Here is a 24,695-nt window from a genome sequence, read left to right as displayed (position 1 = left end):
TAAGTAGCTCTAGAACGTTTAGCTAATCACCGCCTCAGCGGGTTCAAGCTGTGCGATATCTTGCTTCACCCACGCTAAGGCGAGTATGGCAACGGCACTATAAAAACCGTTTTTGTCGCATTGAGTGAGTTGGTTAATAAATTTTGCTAACCAAGAGTCGATGCAGGTTTGCAAAAAGCTTAATTGGACACTGTCTTCACTGTGACAACATAAGTGCGCCATATAGGCGAGCATTACGGCCAAATGGTCGGCGGGCTCAGGGAAATAACTCTGCACTTGCAGTTTACTCTGGTGTAAAAATTCACTCATCTGCTGATGTTGCTGACCAAATAGCAGAGGTTCATCCTCACCACTTAAATACAGGCTAGCGTAGGGTGAAGCGCTATGTTTAGTGCCAACGAGAAATAAGCCGCAGTAATTCGCCGCGAGTTCGAGTAATGCCTCATCATCTTTTATCCCATTGAGCGTGCTGCGAATTTTGTCCACTGACTGAGTGAAATTAGCCTCTAGGCTAAGCTGTTCCCAGAATTGCTGCGCCGCTTCGCTGGTGAGTTCTTTAAGTCTTTGCTCGTCAACTTCGCGGGCGAACAGTGATGATAACAGCTGATAAACCAAGGCTCTGGCGTGGTTGATATCGACTTGACTCATTGTATATTCCTCAACACGCCCTAGTTTTGGCGCTAAGATTGGATGCAGAGACGCGCCGCGTTCGGCGCATCCAGTGTTTCGGTTCTAAGGTTAGATTCCGACTTCGATAGGGCCATCGAAGGAGCTGACCTTAGGCACTTTGCCTTGGTATTTCTCAAACTCGACTAAGCAAGTATAGGCTGAGCAAGCTTGGGCAAGTTTAGATGTGCCTATGTCTAAAGTGAGGGTGTTAGGATCGCCATAACTGCACAGGGCGCCGACTTCAGCCCCACCTTCAGTGCTACCATCTTTACCTACTGGCCCATACCATGCGCCTTCGTGAATCCGCACAATACCAGTAGGGAAGTTGTCCGATACCACAGCACCCGCCAACAGTTGGCCACGGTCGTTAAAGACTCGCACTATATCGCCATCTTTGATGCCGCGCGCTTTTGCGTCGACAGGGCTGATATACACAGGCTCACGGCCATTGACTGCGTAGGTCTCGCGGTATTCTCGCGACTCACACATTTGTGAGTGTAAGCGCTTGTCTGGGTGGCATGACTGCAACCAAATCGGATGCTTGTCAGAGCCAGGGCCGCCATGGCTACGCTCGGTTTTCTCCATCCAAGTTGGGTGACCTTTACAGTCATCGTAACCGAATTGATCAATCTTACGGCTAAAGATTTCAATCAAACCTGAAGGCGTGCCTAGTGGATTGATTTCAGGATCGTTTCTAAAGTCTGCATGGCGCGTCCAGACTTCACCGTCACCAAAATGCACATAACCTTGTTTCCAGAAAGTCGCAAAGTCAGGCATCTCAAACTTGCCCGCGTTGGCGGCTTTACATTCGTTATAGAGGGTTTCTAACCACGCCATTTCGCCCATGTTACGGGTGTATTCCTTCTCTTTACCGAGCAGAGCGGCAAAGCGAGTGAAAATTTCAAAATCCGACAAGCTATCAAACAGTGGCTCAACCATTTTCTGCATGGCTAAAATACCGCGGTTAGCATAGGCGCCGTACACGTCAATATCGTTGCGCTCATAGGTAGTACAAGCGGGCAGCACTATGTCGGAGAAGCGGCAAGTTGCCGTCCAGTTCACATCGACAGTGACCACACACTCAAGCTTATGGAAGGCTTGCTTCATGCGGTTTCTGTCTTGGTGATGGTTCCAAGGATTATTACCCGAGAAAATCATCATCTTAATATCGGGATAAACCACTTTCGAGCCGTTAGCATCAATGGTTTTGCCGGGTTCGAGAATTGCATCAATCCAGCGGGCAACGGGAATCGTGCTGCTCGCGCCCTTGAAGTCTGAGCTATCAAATAGCGGCTTTTGATTTTCGTCCAAGTTGCGGGGAAAAGCACCTGGCGCCGCGGCACCCGATGAAGGCACGCCGATACTCGAGTAGTGGTGACCATAGCTGATGCCACCACCGGGAAGCCCGATTTGGCCTATCATGGTCGCCAGCACCGCCGCCATCCAATAGGGTTGTTCACCGTGTTGTTGGCGCTGGATACACCAACCCATCATGAATTGAGTGCGACCCTTGACTAAGGTTTTGGCTAAGTCGCGAATAACATGGGCTTCAACGCCACAGATAGGCGCGGCCCATTCTGGGGTTTTGGCGACGCCATCTTTAGTACCCATCACATAGGGCACAAACTCTTCAAAACCTAAACTGTAGCCTTGGATAAATTTATCGTCGTAAAGTTTTTGGCTGATCATCTCGTGGGCGATGGCCAGCATTAAAGTCACGTCTGTCTGTGGGTTAACGTAGAGTTGCTCACAGCCCAAATAGGCTTGGGTCTTAGTCACCACAGGGTCGATACTGATAACGCGGATCTTGCCTTGCTTCACTTTCTCTTTTAACTGCGCAAGATAAGCAAAAGATTCATGGGTTTCCGCATTCCAACCCACTTGCAGGTTCTTGTACGGATCGTTCGACCACAGCACGATAGTGTCGCTGTGTTCTAAGATCAGCGGCCATGAAGTGCCTTGGGCATACACTTCGGTTGAACCTAACACATAGGGCAGAATCGTTTGGCCTGCACCTGTGGAGTAGTCGCCGATTTTCTTCACATAGTTGCCGTGCATCCCCACAGCACGTTGCATATGGCTAGTGCTGGAATGCAGTTGACCCGTGGCGCGCCAACCGGTTTGACCCGCATGCAGACCTGATGGACCGTATTGGGTTTGGACTTCATCTAATGAATGCTTAAACAGTGTTAATGCCTTGTCCCACGTTACACGAACAAAGCGGAAATCACCCCGTTGATGGGTATTACTCTTATGACCTTTGAGTAAAAAATCTAAGCGCACCATAGGGTAACGTACACGCGATGGATTGTAGACCATGCCGCGGATGCCGTTAATCATATCCGTTGGATACTTATCTAAGTCGAAGGGTTTCACTTCGGCAATGACGCCGTTTTTGCGCTTCATTTTAAAGGCGCCGAAGTGTGAACCTGTGGTTAGCCATTCGTCTTCATTGATGCCCGCTTTGGCTAAGGCATTTAAGGGCGCTAACACTGAGCTGCCACCTAAGACAAGGAAAGAGGATGAGGCGATACCCTTTAAAAAGTCTCTTCTGTTCATGGTATTACTCCCGAATTAGTGCTCTTTTTTCACAAAAGTTGACGAATGTTCCTGCAGATATTTCTGCACTAGCGCTTGGGTGTCTTGGTCCATATTCACGAAGGCCAACATTCCTTGGAACATTCCCGGCCAAGTATTGGCGTCAAAGTGCGCCTCATCGGGTTGGGTATGGCAAACACTGCAGCTGGAGCGGAAGGTATCGCGGGCATAACCCCAAAGTGGTTGCAGCTCGGTCAGCAGATAATCCTTATCGGTCCAGATTTGCGCTTCGATACGCTGCCATTTAAGGCCTGTCATAGGATCTTCTTTTTCTTCAAAGGTTTGGATAACACCTTCGGTTTCGGCTGCGTCTTTGGTTAACTGTGCCGACAGAATGTTCACGCCAAAGTCCATGTAGATCACGCGGCCAGCACCAATCTTTTTACGCCAGCCATCGATGCCGATCTTGATGCGTTTGCCTTGGGTTTCGAGCACTTTGACTTTCGTTGCTACGTTGAGCGTGCCAGCTTCCACATCGCCTTTATCAGTGAAGAATAAGGGTTTAGTCAGGGCGCTATAGTAAGTTTGATTCGTTTCAACTGAGCTAACACCTGATCCGACTTCTGCAATCAGTTCTGGTGCGCGGGCCGTGCCCATTTCCGGTAAGTGATGGGCAATACCTTTGTGGCAATCGATACAGCTTTGGTCGATTTCTGCGGCGCGTTTCATCTGTTTTTGTGCCAGCGGGGACATGCTTTCCCATTTCATCGAGTTGTAGTTGTGACAGTTTTTACAGGCCAGTGAATTATCGCGATCGAAACGTTTCCATTCGCGACTTGCCATTTCTAAGCGTTTGGCTTCGAATTTTTCTGGGGTGTTGACTGTGTTAAATAGCCAACCCCAGACATCGTGGGAGGCTTCCATCTTACGGGCGATTTTACGGCTCCAGTTATGGGGCACGTGGCAATCGGGACAGGTGGCGCGCACGCCAGAATGATTCGACCAATGCACAGTTTCCTGCAGCTCTTGGTAAGGCTTGCTCTCCATACTGTGGCAGCTAATACAAAAAGCTTCGGTATTAGTGGCTTCGAGTGCAGTGTTAAATCCGCCCCAGAAGATGATACCCATGATAAAAGCGCTGATACTGACGGCGCCTAAGGTCAGCGCTTTAGTGGGTTTGTTCAGTGTGCGCCAGAGGTTGGTTAACCACTTCATAATCGCGTCCTCAAAAAGTAACTATATGGTAAATAGATATAAATTAGTGGCCGACAACGCCGCCGAAGGCTTGGATCATCCAAATGATGAAGCCGTAAATACTGATCCCTGCGATAGTGAGCGCGGGGAAGAGTAAAAAGATGATGAACCCGAGTGCTTTTAACTCATTTTTGCGCGTGGATTTATCCGATGTGGGTGTTTGTTGGTGTGGCTTTGTCATTGGGCTCGACTCCGAACGAAAGCGATTTTTGATATGAGCACTATAAAGGGGAGATGTGAATGGACTTGCTCGCTGTGATGAATGGGGTTTGACAATATATGAAAGATTATGAAAACTTTATTGTGGGCGTAAGTTAAGCCCTGCTCTGGCACAATTCGGCGGTGATTAATGTGAGTTCAATAGGCCGTGATGTCATCGCTTTGGATGGTTTTTTGAACAACTGATTTCGGCTTTTGTCGCTAATTTTTTATCGAAGTGTAGGGGATGTCTTAGCTATCTTTGGGAGATTCCAGTATCATCCGCGGCCAACAACGGCTGCGTCTACATGATTAATGGCTTGTTAATCATCGCGAAGCATCACTGCTTGCAGATCATGGATTTTTCCCACAGTAGGAAAATGATGTGGATCTCTCACCCAAGTCTGATGGATTTGGGGCTCTAATCTGCCGCAGCCAGCGTCGCCAATTGCGTTTTAGGGTAATTGGTACCGACCCCATTTTAAGAGATCACAAGGTATAACAACATTATGTCTGAGCAATTGAGTTCAACAGCCGTACCCTCTGGTTCGTTTCTGGACCGTTATTTTTCTATTCAACAACGTGGCAGCACAGTTCGCCAAGAAGTGATTGCGGGATTAACAACTTTCCTCGCTATGGTCTACTCAGTGATTGTGGTGCCTAACATGTTAGGCCAAGCGGGATTTGATCCCGGCGCTGTGTTTATCGCCACCTGTTTAATTGCATCATTTGGTTCTTTGCTCATGGGTTTATGGGCAAACTTACCTATGGCGATTGGCTGCGCGATTTCGCTCACCGCCTTTACCGCCTTTAGCTTAGTGCTAGGTCAGGGCATGTCGATTCCGGTTACCTTAGGCGCGATTTTCCTAATGGGCGTGACGTTTACACTTGTGAGCGTGACCGGTGTTCGTCAGTGGGTACTGGCTAATTTACCTAAGGGCATAGCCCACGGTACAGGCATAGGTATCGGCTTGTTTTTACTTTTGATTGCGACTAACAGCGTGCAATTGATTGTGGCCAATAGCGCAGGCTTGCCGGTGAAGTTGGGCGACATTAACAGCTTACCTGTTATCGCGACTATTCTAGGTTTAGCGGCAACTATCGGTTTAGAGCGCCGTGGTGTACCTGGCGGTATTCTGTTGGTGATTATCGCGTTATCGGTATTTGGTTTAGTGTTCGATCCGAGCGTGAAATACCAAGGTTTGTTTGCCTTGCCTGATTTAACCTCAGAGCATTCACTGATTGGTCAGCTCGATATCATGGGCGCCTTTAATCCTGTGGTATTGCCTATCGTATTAGCGTTAGTGATGACGGCGATTTTCGATGCGACCGGCACCATCCGTGCTGTGGCGGGCCAAGCGAATTTGCTCGATAAAGACGACAATATTGTCGGCGGCGGCAGAGCCTTAACCTCAGACTCAGTCAGCAGCATGGTGGCGGGTTTAGTGGGCGGCGCACCAGCGGCTGTGTATATCGAGTCGGCGGCGGGTACTGCGGCGGGCGGTAAGACAGGTTTAACTGCGACTATCGTGGGCGTACTGTTTTTATTGATGATGTTTTTAGCGCCATTAAGCTACTTAGTGCCAGCTTATGCGACAGCACCTGCTTTAATGTACGTGGGTTTGTTGATGCTGAGTAACGTGGCAAAGCTCGACTTTGACGATAAAGTCGATGCCATGGCAGGCTTAACCTGCGCTGTGTTTATCATCTTAAGTTGTAATATCGTCACTGGTATTATGCTGGGCTTCGTGACTCTGGTTGTCGGCCGTATCTGTAGCGGCGAATGGCGCAAACTGAAAGTAGGCGTGCTCGCCATTACCTTAGGTTTAGTGGTGTTCTATATGGGTGGTTGGGCGATTTAAGTTAGGCAAACTGAGTGATTTTAACTGAGTTATTGTAAACAGAAGCGAGTGCAGTCTTAGGATTAGCACTCGCTTTGATTTTGTGCCCGGTATTCACAATAGGCCCGCAGTAAGTCTTTCCAAGTGACAATCCCAACCAATTTACCGTCTTCTAACACCGGCAAGCAGCCTATATCGTTGTCTAACAAAATACGGGTTGCCGTGTCTAAATTGATGTGGGGCGCAACGGTAACCGGATTACGGGTCATCACTTGATGCACACGTTTTTGCAGGGTTTCTAAATCTCTTGCGGTTTCGGCGCTACTGCCCAAATTCGGGCTAATGGCACGCAGCAGATCCCGCTCCGATAACACGCCTTCAAGTTGGTACTCATCGACGACCAACAAGTGATGAAAGCTCGCTTGGTCGAAGATTTCCTTCGCCACAGTTAATCTGTCGTCCATTTCAACCGTGACGACTCGGGTACTCATAATATCGGCGATAATGATCGGCATGATGATCCCCTGATAAGTTTGCGCATCCTAGGATGCGCTCTGTTAATGCGCTGCATTACAGTTACTTATAACAGAGTGGTGCAAGTTTAGCCAACACCCATTACAAAGTTTTAACGCAAAGATCTTAGGCCTCTGGTTCATCATCCGCTGTGATTGGCAACCGCTCCGATTCGGGCAAGTGCGCGCCTATGTAGCGTTGATACTTTTTGCCTTTTAGTTTGTGGGTGTCCACCAGCACTAAGCCATCGATACAATCGCCAAAGTCAGCGTCGATACCAAAGGCGAGAAACTTAACCCCATCAGCCTTACACAGCTCACCATATTGCTTGTAGAGGGTAGGCACTGCAGCGCCCATACTCGCGAGCACTTGTTTGAGTTGTTTGAAATTACTCTGATAATCCTCGGAGAAATACAAATCATCTAACTTGGCTTTTTGGGATTTTGATAAACCAAAGGGCGACATGGAAACCGCCATCTGCTGCGCAGGCGCAAATTCCCGCGAGTAAAAGTGTACAAGCATTTCTCTGGCACTGCCGGGCAGTTGATTGCTGATAGACACTGGGCCAAATAGGTAACGGTATTCAGGGTGTTTGGCGAGATAAGCGCCTATGCCAAACCACAGATAATCTAAGCTGCGTTTGCCCCAATATTTAGGCTGTACAAAACTGCGGCCAAGCTCTAAACCTTGCTTCACGAAGGGCATAAAGCTGTCGGCGTATTGAAACAGCGATTGGCTGTAGAGGGCGTTATCACCGTATTTTTCTAAGACTTTGTCGCCACTGGCAAAACGGTAGGCACCGACAATTTCAAACTGCTCCTTATCCCACAGCACTAAGTGCTGGTAGTAGGAGTCGTATTTGTCGATATCGCGGCGTTTGCCCGACCCCTCACCCACGGCGCGAAAGGCGATTTCCCTCAGGCGACCAATTTCCCGCATGATGGGATTGCTGTCGTGGTGCTGGTATAGATAAATCAACTTGTTATCTTGCGTTTCCCCGAGCAGTTCGCATTGCTGTAGCGCCGCTTGCAGTTCGCGGCGCGATTCAGGGTGGGCGATAGCACTTTGGGTAATAAACAGCGGATCTTTATCTTTGCCGATACGATACAAGTGATTTTTAAGCAGTTTTATCTTGGTCTTGAGCGGAAAGTCCATCGAGCGCACGGCTTCATTGGGAATAAGCTCGCCAATGCGGATCGGCATATTGCGTTTGGCCTGTTTGAACATTTCCTTCACCAACAGCAGTGTGGCAAGTGGCTTGTAAATCATGGATGCGCCGTAGAAGGTCGCAGAGTTTTTGGCATCTAAAAATATCGGTAGTAAGGGCGCATTGCAGGAAATCGCCATTTTTAAAAAGCCAGAGTGCCACTGAGTATCTCGCACGCCGTTAGGGCGAAGGCGCGAAACTTCGCCCGACGGGAAAATCAGCACAGCGCCTTCGTTACGCAGGTGCTGGTGGATTTTTTCTAAATGCTGTTTCGGTGTGCCGCCCGTCATATTGCGCACTGGCAGTAAGATTGAGTGCAGCGGTTCCAGCGCCATCAAGAGTTCGTTGGCGACGACTTTGATATCAGGGCGAATTTCGCTGATGAGTTTGATCAGCGCTAAGCCATCGAGTGAACCTATGGGATGGTTGGCGAAGATCACCACTCGGCCTTCACAGGGAATATTTGCTATCTCATTGGCGGGTACGGTAAAGCTAAAGTCGAAACTCGCCAGCACTTGCTCGACAAAGTCCACGCCCTGTAAATAGGCATATTGATTGGCGATATCGTTGCATTGTTTTTCATTGAGCAGGTAACGCAGCATGGCCTTGGCGGGTTTAGCGAGCCAAGGTTTGTCGTTGATAGAAGGCAGATTTTGTTCAACCATATTATCAACGGTAAAAATCATGCTCTTCGCCTTAAGCGCTGGTGGCTGCACAGCATGGTTATTATGGTTAAGGTTGCTGTTTAGCGTCTGGTCATTGTGTTCCATAGCGTTATCTGATTGATGATTCATGTTATTTATTTGATTCATAGTGTTAGGCAACATCCCTTGGGCGAGTTTCGCCGGTATTTGTGTTTGGCATTTGCTGCGCTGCCGTTTTTTGTTGTTTGTTTTTGTGCGCCTCAGGCGGCTGTTGCACTAACGCTATGCTGCTGAGAATATCGAGATTGAGCGTTTGTTCATTCCAGCGACACAGCTGTAATTCACCGTTAAGGGTTTCTGTGATTAAGCTACAGTTTTCGACCCAGTCACCGTCGTTGGCGTAGATGATCTGCCGCTGCTCAGGCGTACTTTGGGGCGTGCAGTATTGTGCTGCTCTGGGGTGAGTTGAGAGTTCTGGCTGATGGATATGGCCGCAGATCACGCCGTCAACATCGAAATGCTGGGCATAGTTGAGCACCGCTTGGCGATAATGTCCGATAGCGGCTTGAGCCTTACCCACTTTGGATTTGATGTAACTTGCCAGTGACCAATAGGGATAACCTAAACGTTCCCGCAGACTGTGGAGATTGCGATTAAGGAACAGCAATAAGTCATATAAATGGTCGCCCAATATGGCGTAGAAGCGACCGACACACACATCGGCATCAAACTGATCCCCGTGGAGCATCAACAATTTATGGCCGCCAATCCCGTGGTGAATATGTTGGCGGGCAATTTTGATATTCCACAGGCTTAGTTCGGCATAGGGTTTGATCAGCTCGTCGTGGTTGCCCGGCAGATAAATCACTTGGGTGCCGTTTTGTGCCAGTTCAATGAATTTTTGTAGCACCTTATTGTGGCTATCGGGCCAATGCAGCTTACGTTTCAGCGCCCATAAATCGACTATGTCACCGACCAGATACAAGTGCTGACAACGCACGGTTTCAAGCAAACTTAGCAGGTAGTCGGCCTTGCAATCTTTACAGCCTAAATGGATATCCGATAGCCAGAGGGCGTGAACTGTGATGCTTGGGGTAAGGGGTGAAGCCGTCTGATCTGAAGTTAATGCGGATGGGGTAAAAGAAGCTGAATTGAAAAGATTTGAGGATGTTGGTGAAGCTGTCGGTACTGATGTCGGTGATTGCGTCGAGCGGTTAAAGATAGGAGGTGAAAGGCTGGGGTCATTTATCTGTCCCTGCGCTGTTGTTTCAAATTCCTTGAAATTAAATCCTGTCATCTCGTATTCACCCATTAGGCTGTTAACGAATATGAGCTTAGTGAGGGGCTTTGACTGAATGATGAAGTTTAGATGACATGCAGATGACAAAAGGTGGATTAGCCTAGACTGAACCTGTCAAGATTCACATCAGGATGCAATTAGAACCGACAGTTAGTTTGCAGCATGAATTGTCATTGTTTCCCCTGTAATACGCCGTCCTTGCATTTAACAACAAGCGTCCCCGAGGGTTCGACGACGGCATTCATGCCGCCAACGGTCACAGTTGCAACAATGCCAATCTTAATTAACACTTCTGCTGTTCGTTTAGCTAAGAAGCTATTGCCCCAAAGCAATTCAGCGCTTCATTTTTAGACTCCGCTTTAATTTTATTTATGCATGAGATTTTATAATCCATATTTGTTCAGTTAAGAGCGCTATTTCCTATACTTCAAGTGTCTATTCATTACAACCTGAGGAGGTTTGTATGGACGCTTGGAATAAAGGTCATCCAATGGGACAAAAACGACCTTTTAAATTGGAAGAGATTTGGCGCATTCGTACTCGTTTGGAGTTAGAACATAATATTGCTGAGTTAGCGTTACTTAATCTGGCGATTGATTCAAAATTGCGAGCCTGTGACTTATTACACTTGAAGGTCCAAGACATTACCTCATCTGGCATAATCAATCCGCGAGTGCGATTAACACAGCGTAAAACCCATCGTGACGTTCAGTTTGAAATTACTCCAAAAACTCAGCACAGCCTGACATCTTGGTTGCTCGAAAAGGGATTAACCGCTGAGGATTATCTATTTCCTAGCCCAAGGTGTATTCATCAGCCGATGAGTTATAGCTATTACCGCTCGAGGGTAAAAAACTGGGCGAGTCAATTAGGGCAGAATAGTGAATTGTATGGCACGCACTCGTTGCGTAGAACCAAGGTGACATTGATTTATCGTCGAACCAAGGATATTCGGGCGATTCAAATCTTGCTTGGACATGTCAAGTTAGATAACACCGTACGCTATTTAGGTGTCGAGATTGAAGATGCACTGCGGATTTCAGAAGCTATTGAAGTATAAATTTATCAAGTGTGATTATGATTAAACCATCATAGCTGCACTGTTTTGAAAGGAAAATGAAATTAAACAAAGTGCTTTCACTTTGTTGCTAAGGTGTGTTTATTTTTATCCAGAAATGAGTTAGTGAATCAGACTTACCTCGTCTGATTCACACGCTAACATCTTTAATGTTATGTATTTTTGGGTTTATAAAGCCGTAGCCGAATTCAGTCGAACACTATGAATGTTAAATTTCAGTTTTTATAATTTCAAAAATCAAAATTTACAATTTGTACTCAATAATGCTGTTTACCGTAACAGGCTAACCCCGCTGACTTGATTACGGCCATGTTCTTTCGCAAGGTACAATTGCTTATCTGCTGATTCAATAAGTGTTTGCCATTTTAGATGCCGATGGGGCTGCATGCTCGCAACGCCAGCACTAATCGTGACCTCTTGGAAACTGGAGCCTAAATGCTCGATGTGCAAGGCTTGCACTGCGTTAACGATGAGTTGTGCGATGTGCATCGCGCCTAAATGCTGAGTGTCTGGTAATAGGCAAATAAACTCCTCACCACCATAGCGCGCCACTAAATCGTTCGGGCGGTGTATCGCTGTGCGTAGTGCTTTTGCAACGAGACGTAGACATTGATCTCCTTCCTGATGACCATAGCGATCATTGAAAAGTTTAAATGAATCGACATCTAACATCACCACTGACAATGGTGCACTATTTCTGCAGCAGTACTTGCATATTTCGGGAAGTCGTTGCTCAAACAGGTGCCGATTTGCAACCCCTGTTAGCCCGTCCAGTAAAGCAATCGATTGGAGTAAATCGGCTTGTTGTTTGAGGATAAACTGATTATTCACCCTCGCGTTCGTGATAATCGGATTGATGGGTTTATGAATAAAATCAGCGGCGCCAAGCTGAAAGCCTTTAACCTCTTCTTGTTCATCAAAATGCGCGGTAACAAAGATAATGCAGATATTGGCTGTCGCGGGATCGGCTTTGAGCCGTTGACACACTTCATAGCCCGTCATACCGGGCATTTCTATATCCAAAAGTACTAAATCAGGCAGTTCATTCTGACAGACGTTGATGGCTTGCTCTCCGTTTGTGGCCATAAACATTTCATAATCTTCATGAAAAAGCTGATGCAATATTTTTATATTGAGGGGTTGGTCGTCAACGACAAGAATTTTTCCCTTCATGCGATTGGCTTGCGGGATGATTTCCGTAAGATGCATTATTTATTCTCCAACATGATGATGCGTAAAGTGTCTGATGCCTTATCGAATTCGAGTGCTTGCACTTGTCCCTGTAGTGTTATCCACTGTGGATGGTGTGGTAATTTTTTGATTAATCGGTCAACGAAAGTCATGGCTTCTAAATTGTTCGCTTTTAAGAGGAGCATGAGGGCGTTCAGTTCAGTCCAAGCACTCGGCATTAACGCTTGAGAATCGATGGCCTGTGTCATTTTATCTTGAGCTAACACAGTCGATTCAGGTTGAGGGATGTAGGTAGATAGTTGCTGAGTACTTTCATTGATTAATAATTCTAATTGTTCGGTCCACACTTTTATCTCAATAAACTCAAGGTCATTTTGTTTGAGTTGTTTCTCTAAAAAAGCAGCATAAGCGGCTAAACGCAGTGCACCAAAATTACTGGCAAGACCTTTGATGCCATGTCCCACGGCCGCCGCAGTGGCATACTCAAATACTTTAGTAGACTGCTTGAATAGATTTAGTTGTTTCAACATTTCAGGTGCAAAACCTTTCGCCATTTTCTGGAAAAAAGCCTGATTACCGCCAAAACGACGCAGTATTAGCTGGATGTCATCCAGTAATGGCATATTGTCGAGTGGGACTTGTAACTCCGCTGGTTGATGCTGTTGTGCTAATGAAGGGGCTTCTTCCTGTCCTACTAAACGTAAAATGCTGGGGAGTAATATTTGCATGTCGATTGGCTTACCCACATGATCATTCATACCTGCATCGAAGCAATCCTGTTTATCGCTTTGGGATGCATTGGCAGTCATCGCTAAAATGGGTAGCTCCGCAAATCGGCTATCAGCGCGGATAAGCCGTGTTGCGGCTAGGCCGTCCATATCGGGCATTTGTATGTCCATGATCACGATATCGAATACGTTTCCACTTTCTAACACTTGAAACACTCCTTCAACGCCACCGTTGGCAAGTTGCACGTTTGCTCCTTCATAACTCAGCAGCTCATCAATCACTTGTCGGTTGAGTTGGTTATCTTCAACCACTAAAATGGCGAGTGTAGATAACCGTCGTTGCGAGTGTGGCGTAGGATTCACTGTCATCGTTTTGCCTTCGATAGCATTGATTATCGCCTCGGCTAAAATCTGTGATGTGACCGGTTTAGTTAAAAAATTCACGAAGGGGACATTTTTTATATGCTGACTTTCGCTAATCACCTCATGGCCGTAGGCGGTGAGCATAACGATGAGCGGAATAGGGCTATCTGAGTGAGAGTTACATATCAAATCAGCCGTTTGTAGCCCATCAAGATCTGGCATACGCCAATCCATTAGTACGACATCGAATGGTCTTGCGTTTATATTGGCTTGTTTTACTTTTTCAAGCGCTTGATATCCCCCCGAGGCGGTTTCTGCACTGCAGCCAAAGTCAGTCAAAATCTTATGCAAAATTTCGACAGTAAGTTCGTTATCATCGACAATTAAAATATGATACCCACTGAGGTCAATGGCCTGAGTGGCTTCAACTTCCATGACGCAGAACGTTACATCAAACCAGAAGCGGCTACCCACACCTACACGGCTGGTGACGTTTAACTGGCCTCCCATGAGTTCGACTAACTTTTTGCTTATCGCTAATCCTAGCCCTGTACCGCCAAATCGCCTTGATGTTGACGATTCGGCTTGTTCAAAGCCCGTAAAAATGCGCTCTATTTGCTCTTCGCTAATACCAATACCGGTATCTGAAATTGAAATCTGCACCGTAACGGTATTGGCCTCATGACGTAAGCATTCCATGGTGACGGTGACTTGACCGTGGCGTGTAAATTTAAGGGCATTACCCGCTAAATTAACCAAAATCTGTTGTAGCCTCAGTTGGTCGGCTAAGAGCCAGGCGGGTAAAGCCGGATCAAGGTCAAACATGACCTCGACATTTTTGTTGCCATGGTTGCCCGACAGCACTATTGCAAGATCTCGCATAAGCAGTTCGATTGAACAAGGGTGTAGGTCGAGTGTTAATTTACCTGCATCGATTTTTGAAAAATCGAGAATATCATTCAGTAATCCTAGCAATGACTTCGCCGCGGTTTGGGTTTTGGTCACATAATCCTGTTGTTGCACAGACATTGAGGTATGTTGCATTAATTGCAGCATCCCTAAGACAGCATTCATTGGGGTGCGGATTTCATGGCTCATATTGGCTAAAAATGCAGACTTTGCCGCATTAGCTGCATCAGCCTCATGTTTAGCCTCTCTCAAGGTTTCTTCCAATTGCCGCTGTTCGGTAATATCTAAATTGATACCGATGACTTTTGTAACCTGCCCCGTGACATCGCGTTCGATTTGGGCGCCAGCTTGCACATAACGAATGGTGCCATCGGTTCTGACGACTCTAAAAATGGGGTCATATTGGTCTTTTTCTTCTACTGCCGCTTTTAGCTTCGCCTCGGCGAAGTCAATATCATCTGAATGGATCCGCATACGCCAATGTTCATAGGTTAATCCGATATCCTGTAAACTTAGGGGTTGATCGTAAATAGCAAACATCCGCTCATTCCATTCGAGGGAGTTATCGCGTAAATCCCAGCTCCAAATCCCAAGCTTGGCGACTTCCGCAGCCTTACTTAAGTGATTACTCGCAGTGATAAGTGCTTTTTGTTGTTGTAGTACTTGGGAAATATCAATCGCAATGCCTAAATAACCAATAATCTCGCCGACATTATCCAGCATGGCCGTGACAGAGAGAGAGACTTGGCATTGACTGGTGTCTTTTCGCACATATGTCCAAGTGCGCGTTTCAGAACCGAGGGTTCTCGCTTTATAGACGAACACATCAAAGCCTTGAATATCTTCACCATACTCACTGGACAATTCAGCTGATCTTGCCGCGACTTCCTCGGGCAAATGTAGCGGTGCCGGTGTTGATAGCCCGATCATATCCACGGCGGCGTAACCGAGTAATTGCTCAGCCCCACGATTGAAAATCGTGATCACGCCCTTTTTGTCCGTTGCAATGATGGACATTTCGGAGGCGGCATCGAGTACGTTCGTTAATAACGAACCTAACTTATTTTTTTCAATTTGCGCCAATTTACGCTCTGTGATGTCGGTTCTTAATGCGACAAAACGTTCTATATTGCCGTTTTCATTAAAGACAGGACCAATCACAGTATCAAACCATTTCAGCATTTGGTGTCGGTCACGATTACAAATCTCACCATGCCAAGATAGGCCCGATTTTATTTGGGTCCACATGGTGCGCCAGAATGCAGCATCATGCTCACCAGAGTTCAAAATGGCATGGGTTTCACCTAACAATTGTTTGCGTGAATAACCACTTACGTGACAAAAATTATCATTCACCTCTAAAATGACGCCATTCGGGTCGGTGGCAGAGTAGAGCAGCTGTTGATTGATGGTGTCGAGCAACGTCTGGTTTTCGAGTAATGCTTGCTGGAGCGCATTGGTACGCTTGGTGACTTCTTGTTCTAAACGTGCATTCAAGCTTAATATATATCGTTCTGCTTCTTGCTGCGCCGTAATATCGCGGATCGTTTGGCTAAGTCCCACAATGGCACTATCCTCATCATATATAGGCAGCGACGTTGTCGAAGTCGATACATGGCTGCCATTCTGTCGTTGATGGGTTGATATTTGATTTAATACCGTTTTTCCTGAAAACACCTCAGCAAACAACACCTGCTCTTCTAAAACAATGCTTGGTGGGATAATCAAATCGCAACTTGAATGACCAATAACGTCTGTCTGTGTATAGCCAAATATCTCCTCAGCACCTTGGTTCCAACTAGTAATATTGCCCGTTAAGTCATAGCTGATAATGGCATCGAGGGAGTGCTCCAGCATGCTAGCGCGCCTTGCCTGTTCAAGTTGCACTTGCTGCTTACGCTGTTGACTGATAGACCATATAGCGATAAAGGCCGCAAGCAATAAGCTTAATAAACTGCCGCTCAGTAATACTAAGCTTGGTTGATTAAGGTGTAATGACTGAATAAAGGCCGGGTAGGCAATGACTTCGACCTGCCATTTGCGGCCAAAAATTTCTTTCGTCAGTGTGTGGCTATATGCCGATAATGGAGACGCATCATCAGGGTGTGTTTCAAAAAAACTGATGGGACGCTCAGTTTGGGTGATATCGCTAAGCAGTAGCTTCGTCATCTTTTGATTTAATGCTAACCCTGTGAGCACTTCATTTGTCACTAAGGGCGCATAACTCCAACCATACCCTGCTGCAAGTCGTTCTTGTGGTGTTTTAGGCACAGAAATTGTTCGATAAATAGGTTGTAGTATCAAAAATGATTGTAGGGGTTTCCCCGTAGCCTGCACTAAAGTAATTGGCGCAGACAAACGTACTTCACCGGATAACATAGCTGCATCTGCCGCTGCTTTACGATGTGCCTCTGATGCAACATCTAACCCAATGGCAGCACGGTTTCTGTCTATCGGCTCAATGTATTCAATCACATACTTTTCGCCGCTATGGGGGGTCAGTTGCCGAATATTGAAGTCCGGCCAATCGTCATTTTTGGCTCTTGTTAAAAATGCGGCTTCATCTGAATTGGGCACTCGGCGAATAAAGCCAAATCCACGGGCTCCGGGGAACTCTTGATCCACATCCCTCGATAAACTATAGCGATGGAAGCTAGCACGACTAATACCATACTCGCCTGCGGTTAGAATCGAACCTCGGGCACCGCGTAAACCATATTGATATAAGGTTATACGATTAAGCACGTTCTCACTGATTTGCTCCGTGTTTTCGCGCAATGCTTGGCCAATCGTTTGGGCGTTCATGCGTCCTGTCAACCATGTGAATAGTGCGCTTAGCAGTAATCCAATCAACAGGACTAATAAGCTCCATTTCGAAGCATTTTTATAATTCATAGAAAGGAGCATAAATGCCTAATAATTTATAATCAGAGAGTTATGATTTTGGACTAAGAAGATTTTTTTTTCCACTTGTAGTAACACACTAATTTGGGGCACCTAAATAGAGGTGATATTTAGATGACTTTAGATGAACAGATGAGATCGACAACCCCAAAAACATTTAGTGCTGAATTTAAACTTAAAGCAGCCTAATTAGTCTCGATAAAACCATACTACCGGCGCCGCGAAGGCGATAAACGTGGGTAAATCAACTATGGATAAATGGGTTAGGTAATTAAAACTAAAGCATCAAGGTAGCCCTCTAAAAGCCTCGCCCATTATCCCTGAATAAATTGAAATTCGTGAGATGACGAAGCAAATTAACCGTCTAGAGGAACATAATCTCATCTTAAAAAAGGCTACACCTCTTGATGTCAGACTCTATGAACAATTTACGCTAATCATCTAACTCAAGCTGAGCCATTTTATTTCCGCTATTTGTTATGCATTCAATATACATAGAAGTGGCTATAAATATTGCCTAAACAGAAAAGGTTATATTGATGCTTATTTTACTATTTTATGCTGTGAAGGCTGCAAATGGTATTAGTCATCGCTCTGATAGCTCAATTAGTAACGAATAAAGGGATTAATCAGTTGCCAGCAGCCAAAACAGGATTATATGAAAGTAACACAAGAGCATTTAGCGATCCCCAACACGGTCAACCGAGAGTTTGCTGTTCATAGCCCGGACAATCATGATGTGGCGATGTGACGTATACTGGGGGAATCGTTGGGAATATCTAACCGTTGTTCTGGACTTATTTCCCCGTAAACCTATTAGTTGGGTGTTGTCATTATCGCCTGATAGCGAATTGACATGTAAAGCATTGAATAAGGCGTTTGAGTTAAGAGGGGAACCAGAAAATGTGATGTTTCACAGTGACTAAGGCTTGAATTACACAAACGTAAATTTCAGACAAATTATTATGGCGTCTTCTGATTAAGCAAAGTATTAGTCGTCGCAGGAATCGTTGGGATAATTCACCCATGGAGCATTTCTTTAAAAGTTTGAAATCTGAGTGGGTACCTGTAAAGGGTTGTTGGAATTTTACAGAAGCAGATTAAGCGACAACAAACTACATAACAGAATATTACAGTGAATCAAAGCCCCATAAAAATAATGGAGGGTTAACGCCAAATGAGTCATAACGATTATATTGGGATTACTCAATTTTACTTTACAACTACAATGGTAAATATAAAAATTCTACACTACTAAATTTCATCTAGAATTACCTAAAAAAACTTACAACTCAATGTAATGCTCTGCCACTAATTGTAAAACATATAATAGTATAGAACATAAAATCATGTCTAATTGCTACCAGAAAGACAGCCTATATACTACTTATTTATTGTTGAGTCTCTAGCTCCTCCCAACTCATTCGTTTCCTGTAAATTGTTGATGGGCTAATATCCAATAATGCGGCAGCTTTGGGAATGTTTCCATCACACATAGCAATTGCACCTTCAATAGTTTGTTTTTCAACTAGCCATAGAGGTTTAATGGAATGACTGCTGGATTCATTTAGTAATAAAGTTGATTCACGTCGAGTGTCATTCTGTTCATATATCAAACTATCATTATCGCATTTATATTGTTTTTCTGCTGAACTAGATTGAATCTGTATCAATGGATGAGGAAACATTAAATGCTCTACTGTAGTCCCTTCGTTGAGTACGACAATTTGACGAATGACATTTTGCAGTTGGCGCACATTACCTGGCCAAGTATAGGCTAAAAGTGTATTCGTGGCAGCAGGACTAAATTCAGTAAAATTTTTACCTTCTTCCTTACTGTAGGTTTTTAATATTTTTTTAGCCAGCAGTAAAACATCATTTCCCCTTGCTCGTAATGGTGGCAATTCTATTGGAATCACATGTAAACGATAGAATAAATCCTCACGAAAATGTCCAAGTTTTACCTCCTCCCACGGCTTGCGGTTAGTCGCACTAATCAAGCGAATATCCACATGCTCCTCCTTAGTGCCGCCTACTCGTTGGAAGGTACCCGTTTGAATAAAACGTAATAGTTTGCTTTGTAAGTCTAAATCCATTTCACAAATTTCATCGAGGAATAAAGTACCGTTATCGGCCCTTGTTGCAGCGCCATCACGGTTACTGTGTGCCCCCGTAAATGCACCTTTGCAATGACCAAAGATCTCACTTTCAATTAATTCCTTGGGAATAGAAGCACAATTAAGAGCGATAAACGGCTTATCTGCACGATTTCCCGTTTGATGTATTGCTTGCGCACAAACTTCTTTACCTGTACCACTTTCGCCCGTAATAAATACAGAAGCTTTACTTTTTGCGACACAATCTATTGTTTTATAAACACTTTGCATTACTAATGAATCACCAATAAAACCTTGATAGCGCCCTTTAGGTAGACTCTTTTCGTATTGTGTTACTAGCTCAAGCAGATGTTTCTGCTTGAGCGCATTTCGCACTGTAATTGACAAACGCTTGCTATCAAAAGGTTTGACCAGAAAATCAAATGCACCTGATCGCATAGCATCAATGGCAATATCAATGCTGCCATGAGCGGTGATCATGATAGTGCTAATATTTGGATATTTCCCGTACACTTGTTTTAAAATATCAAGCCCTGATATGTCAGGCAGTTTAATATCAAGGATCAGTAGATCTGGTTGCCACTTTACCAACTCTCGTAAGGCATCTTCACCGTAATGCACATGAGTCACATTGATACCTTCAGCGCGTAAATACTCAGTGTATAAAGCCCCTAATGACATGCTGTCTTCAACTAATAGCGCTGAATATTCCATATATATCCCTATTGAATAAAACGTTCCATGAAGGCGTCATGTGTCTCTTTACCTATAATTGCCACTTGTTTAATTAATGTATAAATTATTTCAGTCTGTTTGTTACGCGCACTAGATTCAAGTTGTTGTGCTAATAAAAATAAGGCAGCAGCACCAAAACTACCAGAACTACTTTTTAAAGTATGGGCTTGGTCTTCAATCAACTCAAATTGTGTAGGGTCCAATACTGTAAGAGTTGCTACCCTTTCTAATAATTCTTCACAGAAAACCGCCATCATATTCGACAGACTGTCTTTTCCAAGTGCAGTTGATAATTCTGACAATATTATTTCGTCCAATAAATTTTGAGAAAAACTCTTAACCTGCGAAGAAATGATAGGCAGTGTTATGCTGGCATTAGGTAGCCACTTTTGGATAATGCTTAATAGCATTTTTTGATTAACAGGCTTAGAAATAAAATCTTTCATACCAACGAGATAACATTGCTCAACTTCCTCTTTCATCACATTCGCGGTCATAGCAAGAATGATTTGATTAGGATTAGTAGACAGAATAATATGGCTAGCCTCGAGCCCATCCATTTCAGGCATACGAATATCCATCAGAACCAAATCAAAGGCTCTTTCATTCATTAATTTAACAGCTTCAACACCGTTACAGGCATAAGTGACATCAAAGCCAGCTTTTGTCAGCATTGTTCCCGCAATTATTTGATTCGCAGGACTATCTTCAGCTAGCAGAATATGACCTTGAAATAAACTTTCTGCCAAATACACTTCTTCAAATTCATTACTAGGTGCATCTTGACTGAGCAACGCAAACTGCATTGAGCGACTTAAAGGCTTATTAACAACTTGGTCTAATCCTATATTCGATAAAGATTGTGAAATTTCAGAGCTCATCGCCGAGACTAAAGCAACTAAGGTCCCCTCATCACTAAGGTTGGTTTGCTTAAGCCAATTAATTTCATTTTTATCCACTTCAAATAAAAAAGTTTCATCAAGAAGAACAAGATCAAACCTTCCAAGTAGAAGACTTTCTTCTTTTATCTCACCCCAGCTATTAACTACAACAGTTTCAATGCCATACTGTGAATATTGTTTAGAAACTATGCTTAACCATAATAAATCTGTGTGGGCTAACATCACCCGTGACTTGGTGGGAGGGCAATAGCTATGGCAATAGTTAGCTTCATGTGGTTGCAACGAAACATAGAAAGTAAAACAGCAACCTTTGTCAAGTTCACTCTCTAATTCAATTTCACCGCCCATCATAGTGATAAGTTCACGGCAGATAGCTAACCCTAAACCAGTACCTTTATAGTTTGTGTTATGGGTATCATGCACTTGACTAAACTCTTTAAACAATTTGCTCTGCGCTTCCTCAGAAATGCCAATACCAGAATCCGTGACTCGACAAAAAAGCTGCATCAACGACTGCTGGTTATCGGCTATCCACATTTCGACGGTGATTGTTCCTGATACTGAAAATTTAATCGCATTATCCACTAAATTATGGATGACTTGATTTAATCGCTGCCGATCACCCAGCAATGTCTGCGGAACATTACGATCTACAAAGCTAACGAGCTGCAGTCCCTTATCATAGGCTTTTGGCTCTAAAATTTGCAGAACTTGAGCAACAAGTTTATCTGGCTCAAATTCATTAGACTCCAACACCATTTGTCCAGCTTCAATCTTAGAGAAGTCTAAAATATCATTGATTGTATTGAGTAAAGCACTACCAGCCTCTCTAGTAATGTTGGCATGGATCCGCTGTTCTTTATTTAGTTTAGAATGGAGCAGTAATTCAACACCGCCTAAAATAGCATTGAGTGGAGAACGAATTTCATGACTCATTGTTGCCAGAAACCGTGATTTAACTTTATTGCCCAGCTCTGCTTGCTCTTTAGCTAACTGGAGCTTTAATTCGCTGGCTTTACGTTCGGAAATATCTCGTAAAAAAGCGGTAAAAAGGATTTCATTACCTAACTTGATTGGCACAACCTCCAGCTCTATTGGGATTTCATTACCAGCTTTACAAGTGGCCAATAACTCGATACGTTTATTGATTATGTTGCCAGAACCAGTCTGACGATAACGCTCCATTCCTCCTCTATGGCTTGAATGTTGGCTTTTGGGAATAATTAGTTCTTCAAGGTACCGTCCAATTGCTTCATGTCGTGAATAACCAAATAATCGCGTTGCCGCAAGGTTAAACTCAACAACACGGCCATCTATATCAATGGTTATCAAGCTATCTAGGCTTGCAGCTAAAGTCGCAAGTAGCACTGATTCGGTTTTAGCTGCTGCAACTTCTTTACGTTTTACATCAGATAAGTCTTTGACTAAACCTATAAACATTACCTTATTATCGATTTTCATTAGCGAAACCGATAGTGCAATTGGAAATAATTGTCCATCTTTACGTTGTGCCATCAATTCTCGGCTTGTGCCAATAATCTGAGTGACACCCGTTTCTAAATATTGATGAATAAAACTATCATGTGAAGAACGCATTTCGAAAGGTAAGAAAATAGCAACATTCTGGCCAATCAATTCATTGTGAGCATAACCAAATAATCGACTAATTGCGGGATTAATGTCCGTAATAGTACCTTTATCATTAATGATGACGAAACCATCAACGGCAGAGTCTAGAATGGTGTTTAACCGAATATTAGCTGCTTCTAGCGCTTTAGTTCTAGCGTCCACTTTATCAATCATATTGTTAAATGCTTTGCCCATTTGAGCGATTTCATCGTTCCCTTTAACAGGAATTCGCACCCCAAGCTCACCAGCCAATATTCGTTTAGACGCATTGGTAAGAATGGTTAAGTTTCGGGTCAAGTAATGGCCAAGGAGTAATGAAAATAACGCCACCAATAAAATTTCAATCCCAGCAATTGAGAGGATTTTTATGGTTACCAACTGAATAAAATCATCAAGACTGCGAGTCTCAAAACCCATATTAATTGTGCCAAAACGATAACCATTATCTTCTATCTTATATTCTAAGTCGAAAATACCATCTTGTACTTGAGCTAATTCGGTATCGGGTTGATGTGAAACTTGAACATACTTGTCTGCCCCACCATAGGCTAAAATATGACTAGGGTCAGACACCGTGACATACAGTACCTCACTTTTAGTTAACAACTCTTCCACTAAAGCTTGCAATGTTGCTATATCATTACTTATAACAGCATCCTTTGCTGCAATCGAAAACAAAGTCAACGTGGTCTGAGCCCGCTTCTCAATTTGAGACTGATTAGATAGTTTCAGGTAATTAATACTTGTGTATACCAACAAAAATAGCAGCAAAGCTTCAATCAGTGCTATTCCAACAATCGTCTTCAGCCTAAAGGACACTTTATTTCTCTCCGAGCGGTTTAGATAGCGACCCGAGAGATAGTGACCGAATATCATCCCAATCTTTATCCTCACCCGCAGTAAAAGCTGAAAAATCCACTGAACTAAGTAATACTTGGCCTGCTGGGGTTGTAGATAGTTTTAGAAATTGTTCAAGTAATGCTTGTCGATGTACTTCAGATACCCGCGGGTGAGTTGCAATAGCATGTGGAGTATATTCAGGCGTTTTCCAAAGTATGTTAAGTTGCTGCTTCTGTGTATCGGTCAAATTATTAAAGGTACGCTGTACTCCTCCGCCAGCGTCTACAAGCCCTTGTATAACCGATAAATATACAGAATCGTGTGACCCCACGTATTTTACGTCGACATTAATTTTCGCATTTTTTAGATACGCCCTTGGCAAAACACTTGCTGCAAATGATGCTGGCGCAGGAAATGCCAACGTTTTACCTTCAAGTTGTTCTAATGACTTAATAGGCGAGTCCTTCCGAACAACAACGATGCCTTTGAGCTTCTTATTTTTCTCTCGCGCTAGAGCTTGGTAGCCAGGGAATTCATGAAATACTATGTAGTGATAAGGATTTAGGTAAGCGACATCATAAACCCCTGCCTTTAATCTAGCCTCAAAGGTTGGAATGTCGGGGGCTGTTGCAAATTGCAACTCATAATTAGCGCCTTGAGACAAGGCGGCCAAAATTGGCGGCCATAGCTTTGCGAGTTGAGCAGTTGATTGCTGAGGAACAACGCCAAAAATGAGTACCTGTTTAATATTATTGCTTGCTGGAGATTCTGACGCCATTACTCTTGGTGTATTGGTTACGCCTATCATTATCAAAGCGATAACGGAGAAAGATGTTAAGCGAGTTAGCCAAGCATGTGGGAATAAAGCAAGAAAGCTATTCATTCTAAATATCCTTTTATCAATGAAGTGCATAAAATTGTATGGTTGATGTATTTCACCAACTCAATACTGCATTAGCAACTCACATGCCATTAGTTAAAAAACATTAAAAACAATGGCCTAAATATTATTATATCGCATTAATTATTTACTATGGATGACAGTTTTGCATTTTGCAACTGAGTCATTTCAACCTGAACTTTTGACTCGCCATAATTGAGAATCTAACGAATTACTCAGCCTATCATCTTAAAT

The 24,695-nt window shown here is 44.2% G+C and carries 14 protein-coding genes and 1 pseudogene; 3 read left to right on the top strand and 12 right to left on the bottom strand.

What is annotated here, in order from left to right; all coding sequences use genetic code 11:
- Positions 1-18: 18 nt before the first annotated feature.
- The 4 genes from torD to torE form a co-directional block, all read right to left on the bottom strand.
- Complete coding sequence (torD, locus tag Q4Q54_RS08475; protein WP_311988204.1) at positions 19-648, bottom strand: molecular chaperone TorD; 630 nt, start codon at positions 646-648, stop codon at positions 19-21.
- A 90-nt stretch (positions 649-738) separates the two neighbouring features.
- Positions 739-3,228: a trimethylamine-N-oxide reductase TorA gene (gene torA, locus Q4Q54_RS08470; RefSeq protein ID WP_311988203.1), complete on the bottom strand. Its 2,490-nt coding sequence runs from the start codon at positions 3,226-3,228 to the stop codon at positions 739-741.
- A 15-nt stretch (positions 3,229-3,243) separates the two neighbouring features.
- Positions 3,244-4,422: a pentaheme c-type cytochrome TorC gene (gene torC / locus Q4Q54_RS08465; protein WP_311988202.1), complete on the bottom strand. Its 1,179-nt coding sequence runs from the start codon at positions 4,420-4,422 to the stop codon at positions 3,244-3,246.
- Positions 4,423-4,465: 43 nt separating this feature from the next.
- On the bottom strand, positions 4,466-4,642 hold the full coding sequence (gene torE, locus Q4Q54_RS08460; RefSeq protein ID WP_012089866.1) for a trimethylamine N-oxide reductase system protein TorE: 177 nt from the start codon (positions 4,640-4,642) through the stop codon (positions 4,466-4,468).
- A 526-nt stretch (positions 4,643-5,168) separates the two neighbouring features.
- On the opposite strand from torE, the gene Q4Q54_RS08455 reads away from it, so the two are divergent.
- Positions 5,169-6,521 carry an NCS2 family permease gene (locus Q4Q54_RS08455; protein WP_012089865.1) on the top strand — a complete coding sequence of 451 codons (1,353 nt, stop codon included), beginning with the start codon at positions 5,169-5,171 and terminating at the stop codon, positions 6,519-6,521.
- A 62-nt stretch (positions 6,522-6,583) separates the two neighbouring features.
- Here the strand turns inward: Q4Q54_RS08455 and Q4Q54_RS08450 are convergent, their stop codons facing one another.
- From Q4Q54_RS08450 to Q4Q54_RS08440, 3 genes are all read right to left on the bottom strand, one after another.
- Entirely contained in the window at positions 6,584-7,015 is a 432-nt protein-coding gene (locus tag Q4Q54_RS08450) for a CBS domain-containing protein (RefSeq protein ID WP_006082686.1), read from the bottom strand.
- Between the two features lie 124 nt (positions 7,016-7,139).
- A complete protein-coding gene (locus Q4Q54_RS08445) occupies positions 7,140-9,032 on the bottom strand; it encodes a lysophospholipid acyltransferase family protein (protein ID WP_311988201.1) in 1,893 nt (630 codons plus the stop codon).
- Between the two features lie 4 nt (positions 9,033-9,036).
- Positions 9,037-10,176, bottom strand: a complete 1,140-nt coding sequence (locus tag Q4Q54_RS08440) for a UDP-2,3-diacylglucosamine diphosphatase (protein ID WP_311988200.1) — start codon at positions 10,174-10,176, stop codon at positions 9,037-9,039.
- 451 nt (positions 10,177-10,627) lie between these two features.
- On the opposite strand from Q4Q54_RS08440, the gene Q4Q54_RS08435 reads away from it, so the two are divergent.
- Positions 10,628-11,224 carry a tyrosine-type recombinase/integrase gene (locus tag Q4Q54_RS08435; RefSeq protein WP_006083692.1) on the top strand — a complete coding sequence of 199 codons (597 nt, stop codon included), beginning with the start codon at positions 10,628-10,630 and terminating at the stop codon, positions 11,222-11,224.
- Positions 11,225-11,512: 288 nt separating this feature from the next.
- On the opposite strand, the gene Q4Q54_RS08430 is transcribed toward Q4Q54_RS08435, so the two are convergent.
- Positions 11,513-12,451, bottom strand: coding sequence for a diguanylate cyclase (locus tag Q4Q54_RS08430; RefSeq protein WP_311899988.1), 939 nt, complete (start codon positions 12,449-12,451; stop codon positions 11,513-11,515).
- On the bottom strand, positions 12,451-17,340 hold the full coding sequence (locus tag Q4Q54_RS08425) for a PAS domain S-box protein (protein WP_311899990.1): 4,890 nt from the start codon (positions 17,338-17,340) through the stop codon (positions 12,451-12,453). The genes Q4Q54_RS08430 and Q4Q54_RS08425 overlap by 1 nt, the downstream gene beginning before the upstream one ends.
- A 111-nt stretch (positions 17,341-17,451) precedes the next feature.
- Between Q4Q54_RS08425 and Q4Q54_RS08420 the strand changes: the two are divergent.
- A pseudogene (locus Q4Q54_RS08420) lies at positions 17,452-18,525 on the top strand (IS3 family transposase).
- 203 nt (positions 18,526-18,728) lie between these two features.
- On the opposite strand, the gene Q4Q54_RS08415 reads toward Q4Q54_RS08420, so the two are convergent.
- The 3 genes from Q4Q54_RS08415 to Q4Q54_RS08405 are packed head-to-tail and all read right to left on the bottom strand — an operon-like array spanning position 18,729 to position 24,443.
- Complete coding sequence (locus Q4Q54_RS08415; protein WP_006083689.1) at positions 18,729-20,168, bottom strand: sigma-54-dependent transcriptional regulator; 1,440 nt, start codon at positions 20,166-20,168, stop codon at positions 18,729-18,731.
- An 8-nt stretch (positions 20,169-20,176) separates the two neighbouring features.
- A complete protein-coding gene (locus tag Q4Q54_RS08410; protein ID WP_311988199.1) occupies positions 20,177-23,596 on the bottom strand; it encodes a PAS domain S-box protein in 3,420 nt (1,139 codons plus the stop codon).
- Positions 23,541-24,443 (bottom strand): phosphate/phosphite/phosphonate ABC transporter substrate-binding protein, encoded by a 903-nt coding sequence (locus Q4Q54_RS08405; RefSeq protein WP_006083686.1) that lies wholly within the window; start codon positions 24,441-24,443, stop codon positions 23,541-23,543. Before Q4Q54_RS08405 ends, Q4Q54_RS08410 begins: the two co-directional genes overlap by 56 nt.
- Positions 24,444-24,695 lie beyond the last annotated feature (252 nt).

Source organism: Shewanella sp. SP2S2-4, assembly GCF_031932025.1.
Lineage (GTDB): Bacteria > Pseudomonadota > Gammaproteobacteria > Enterobacterales > Shewanellaceae > Shewanella > Shewanella baltica.
This window is presented reverse-complemented; position numbering and strand designations above follow the sequence as displayed.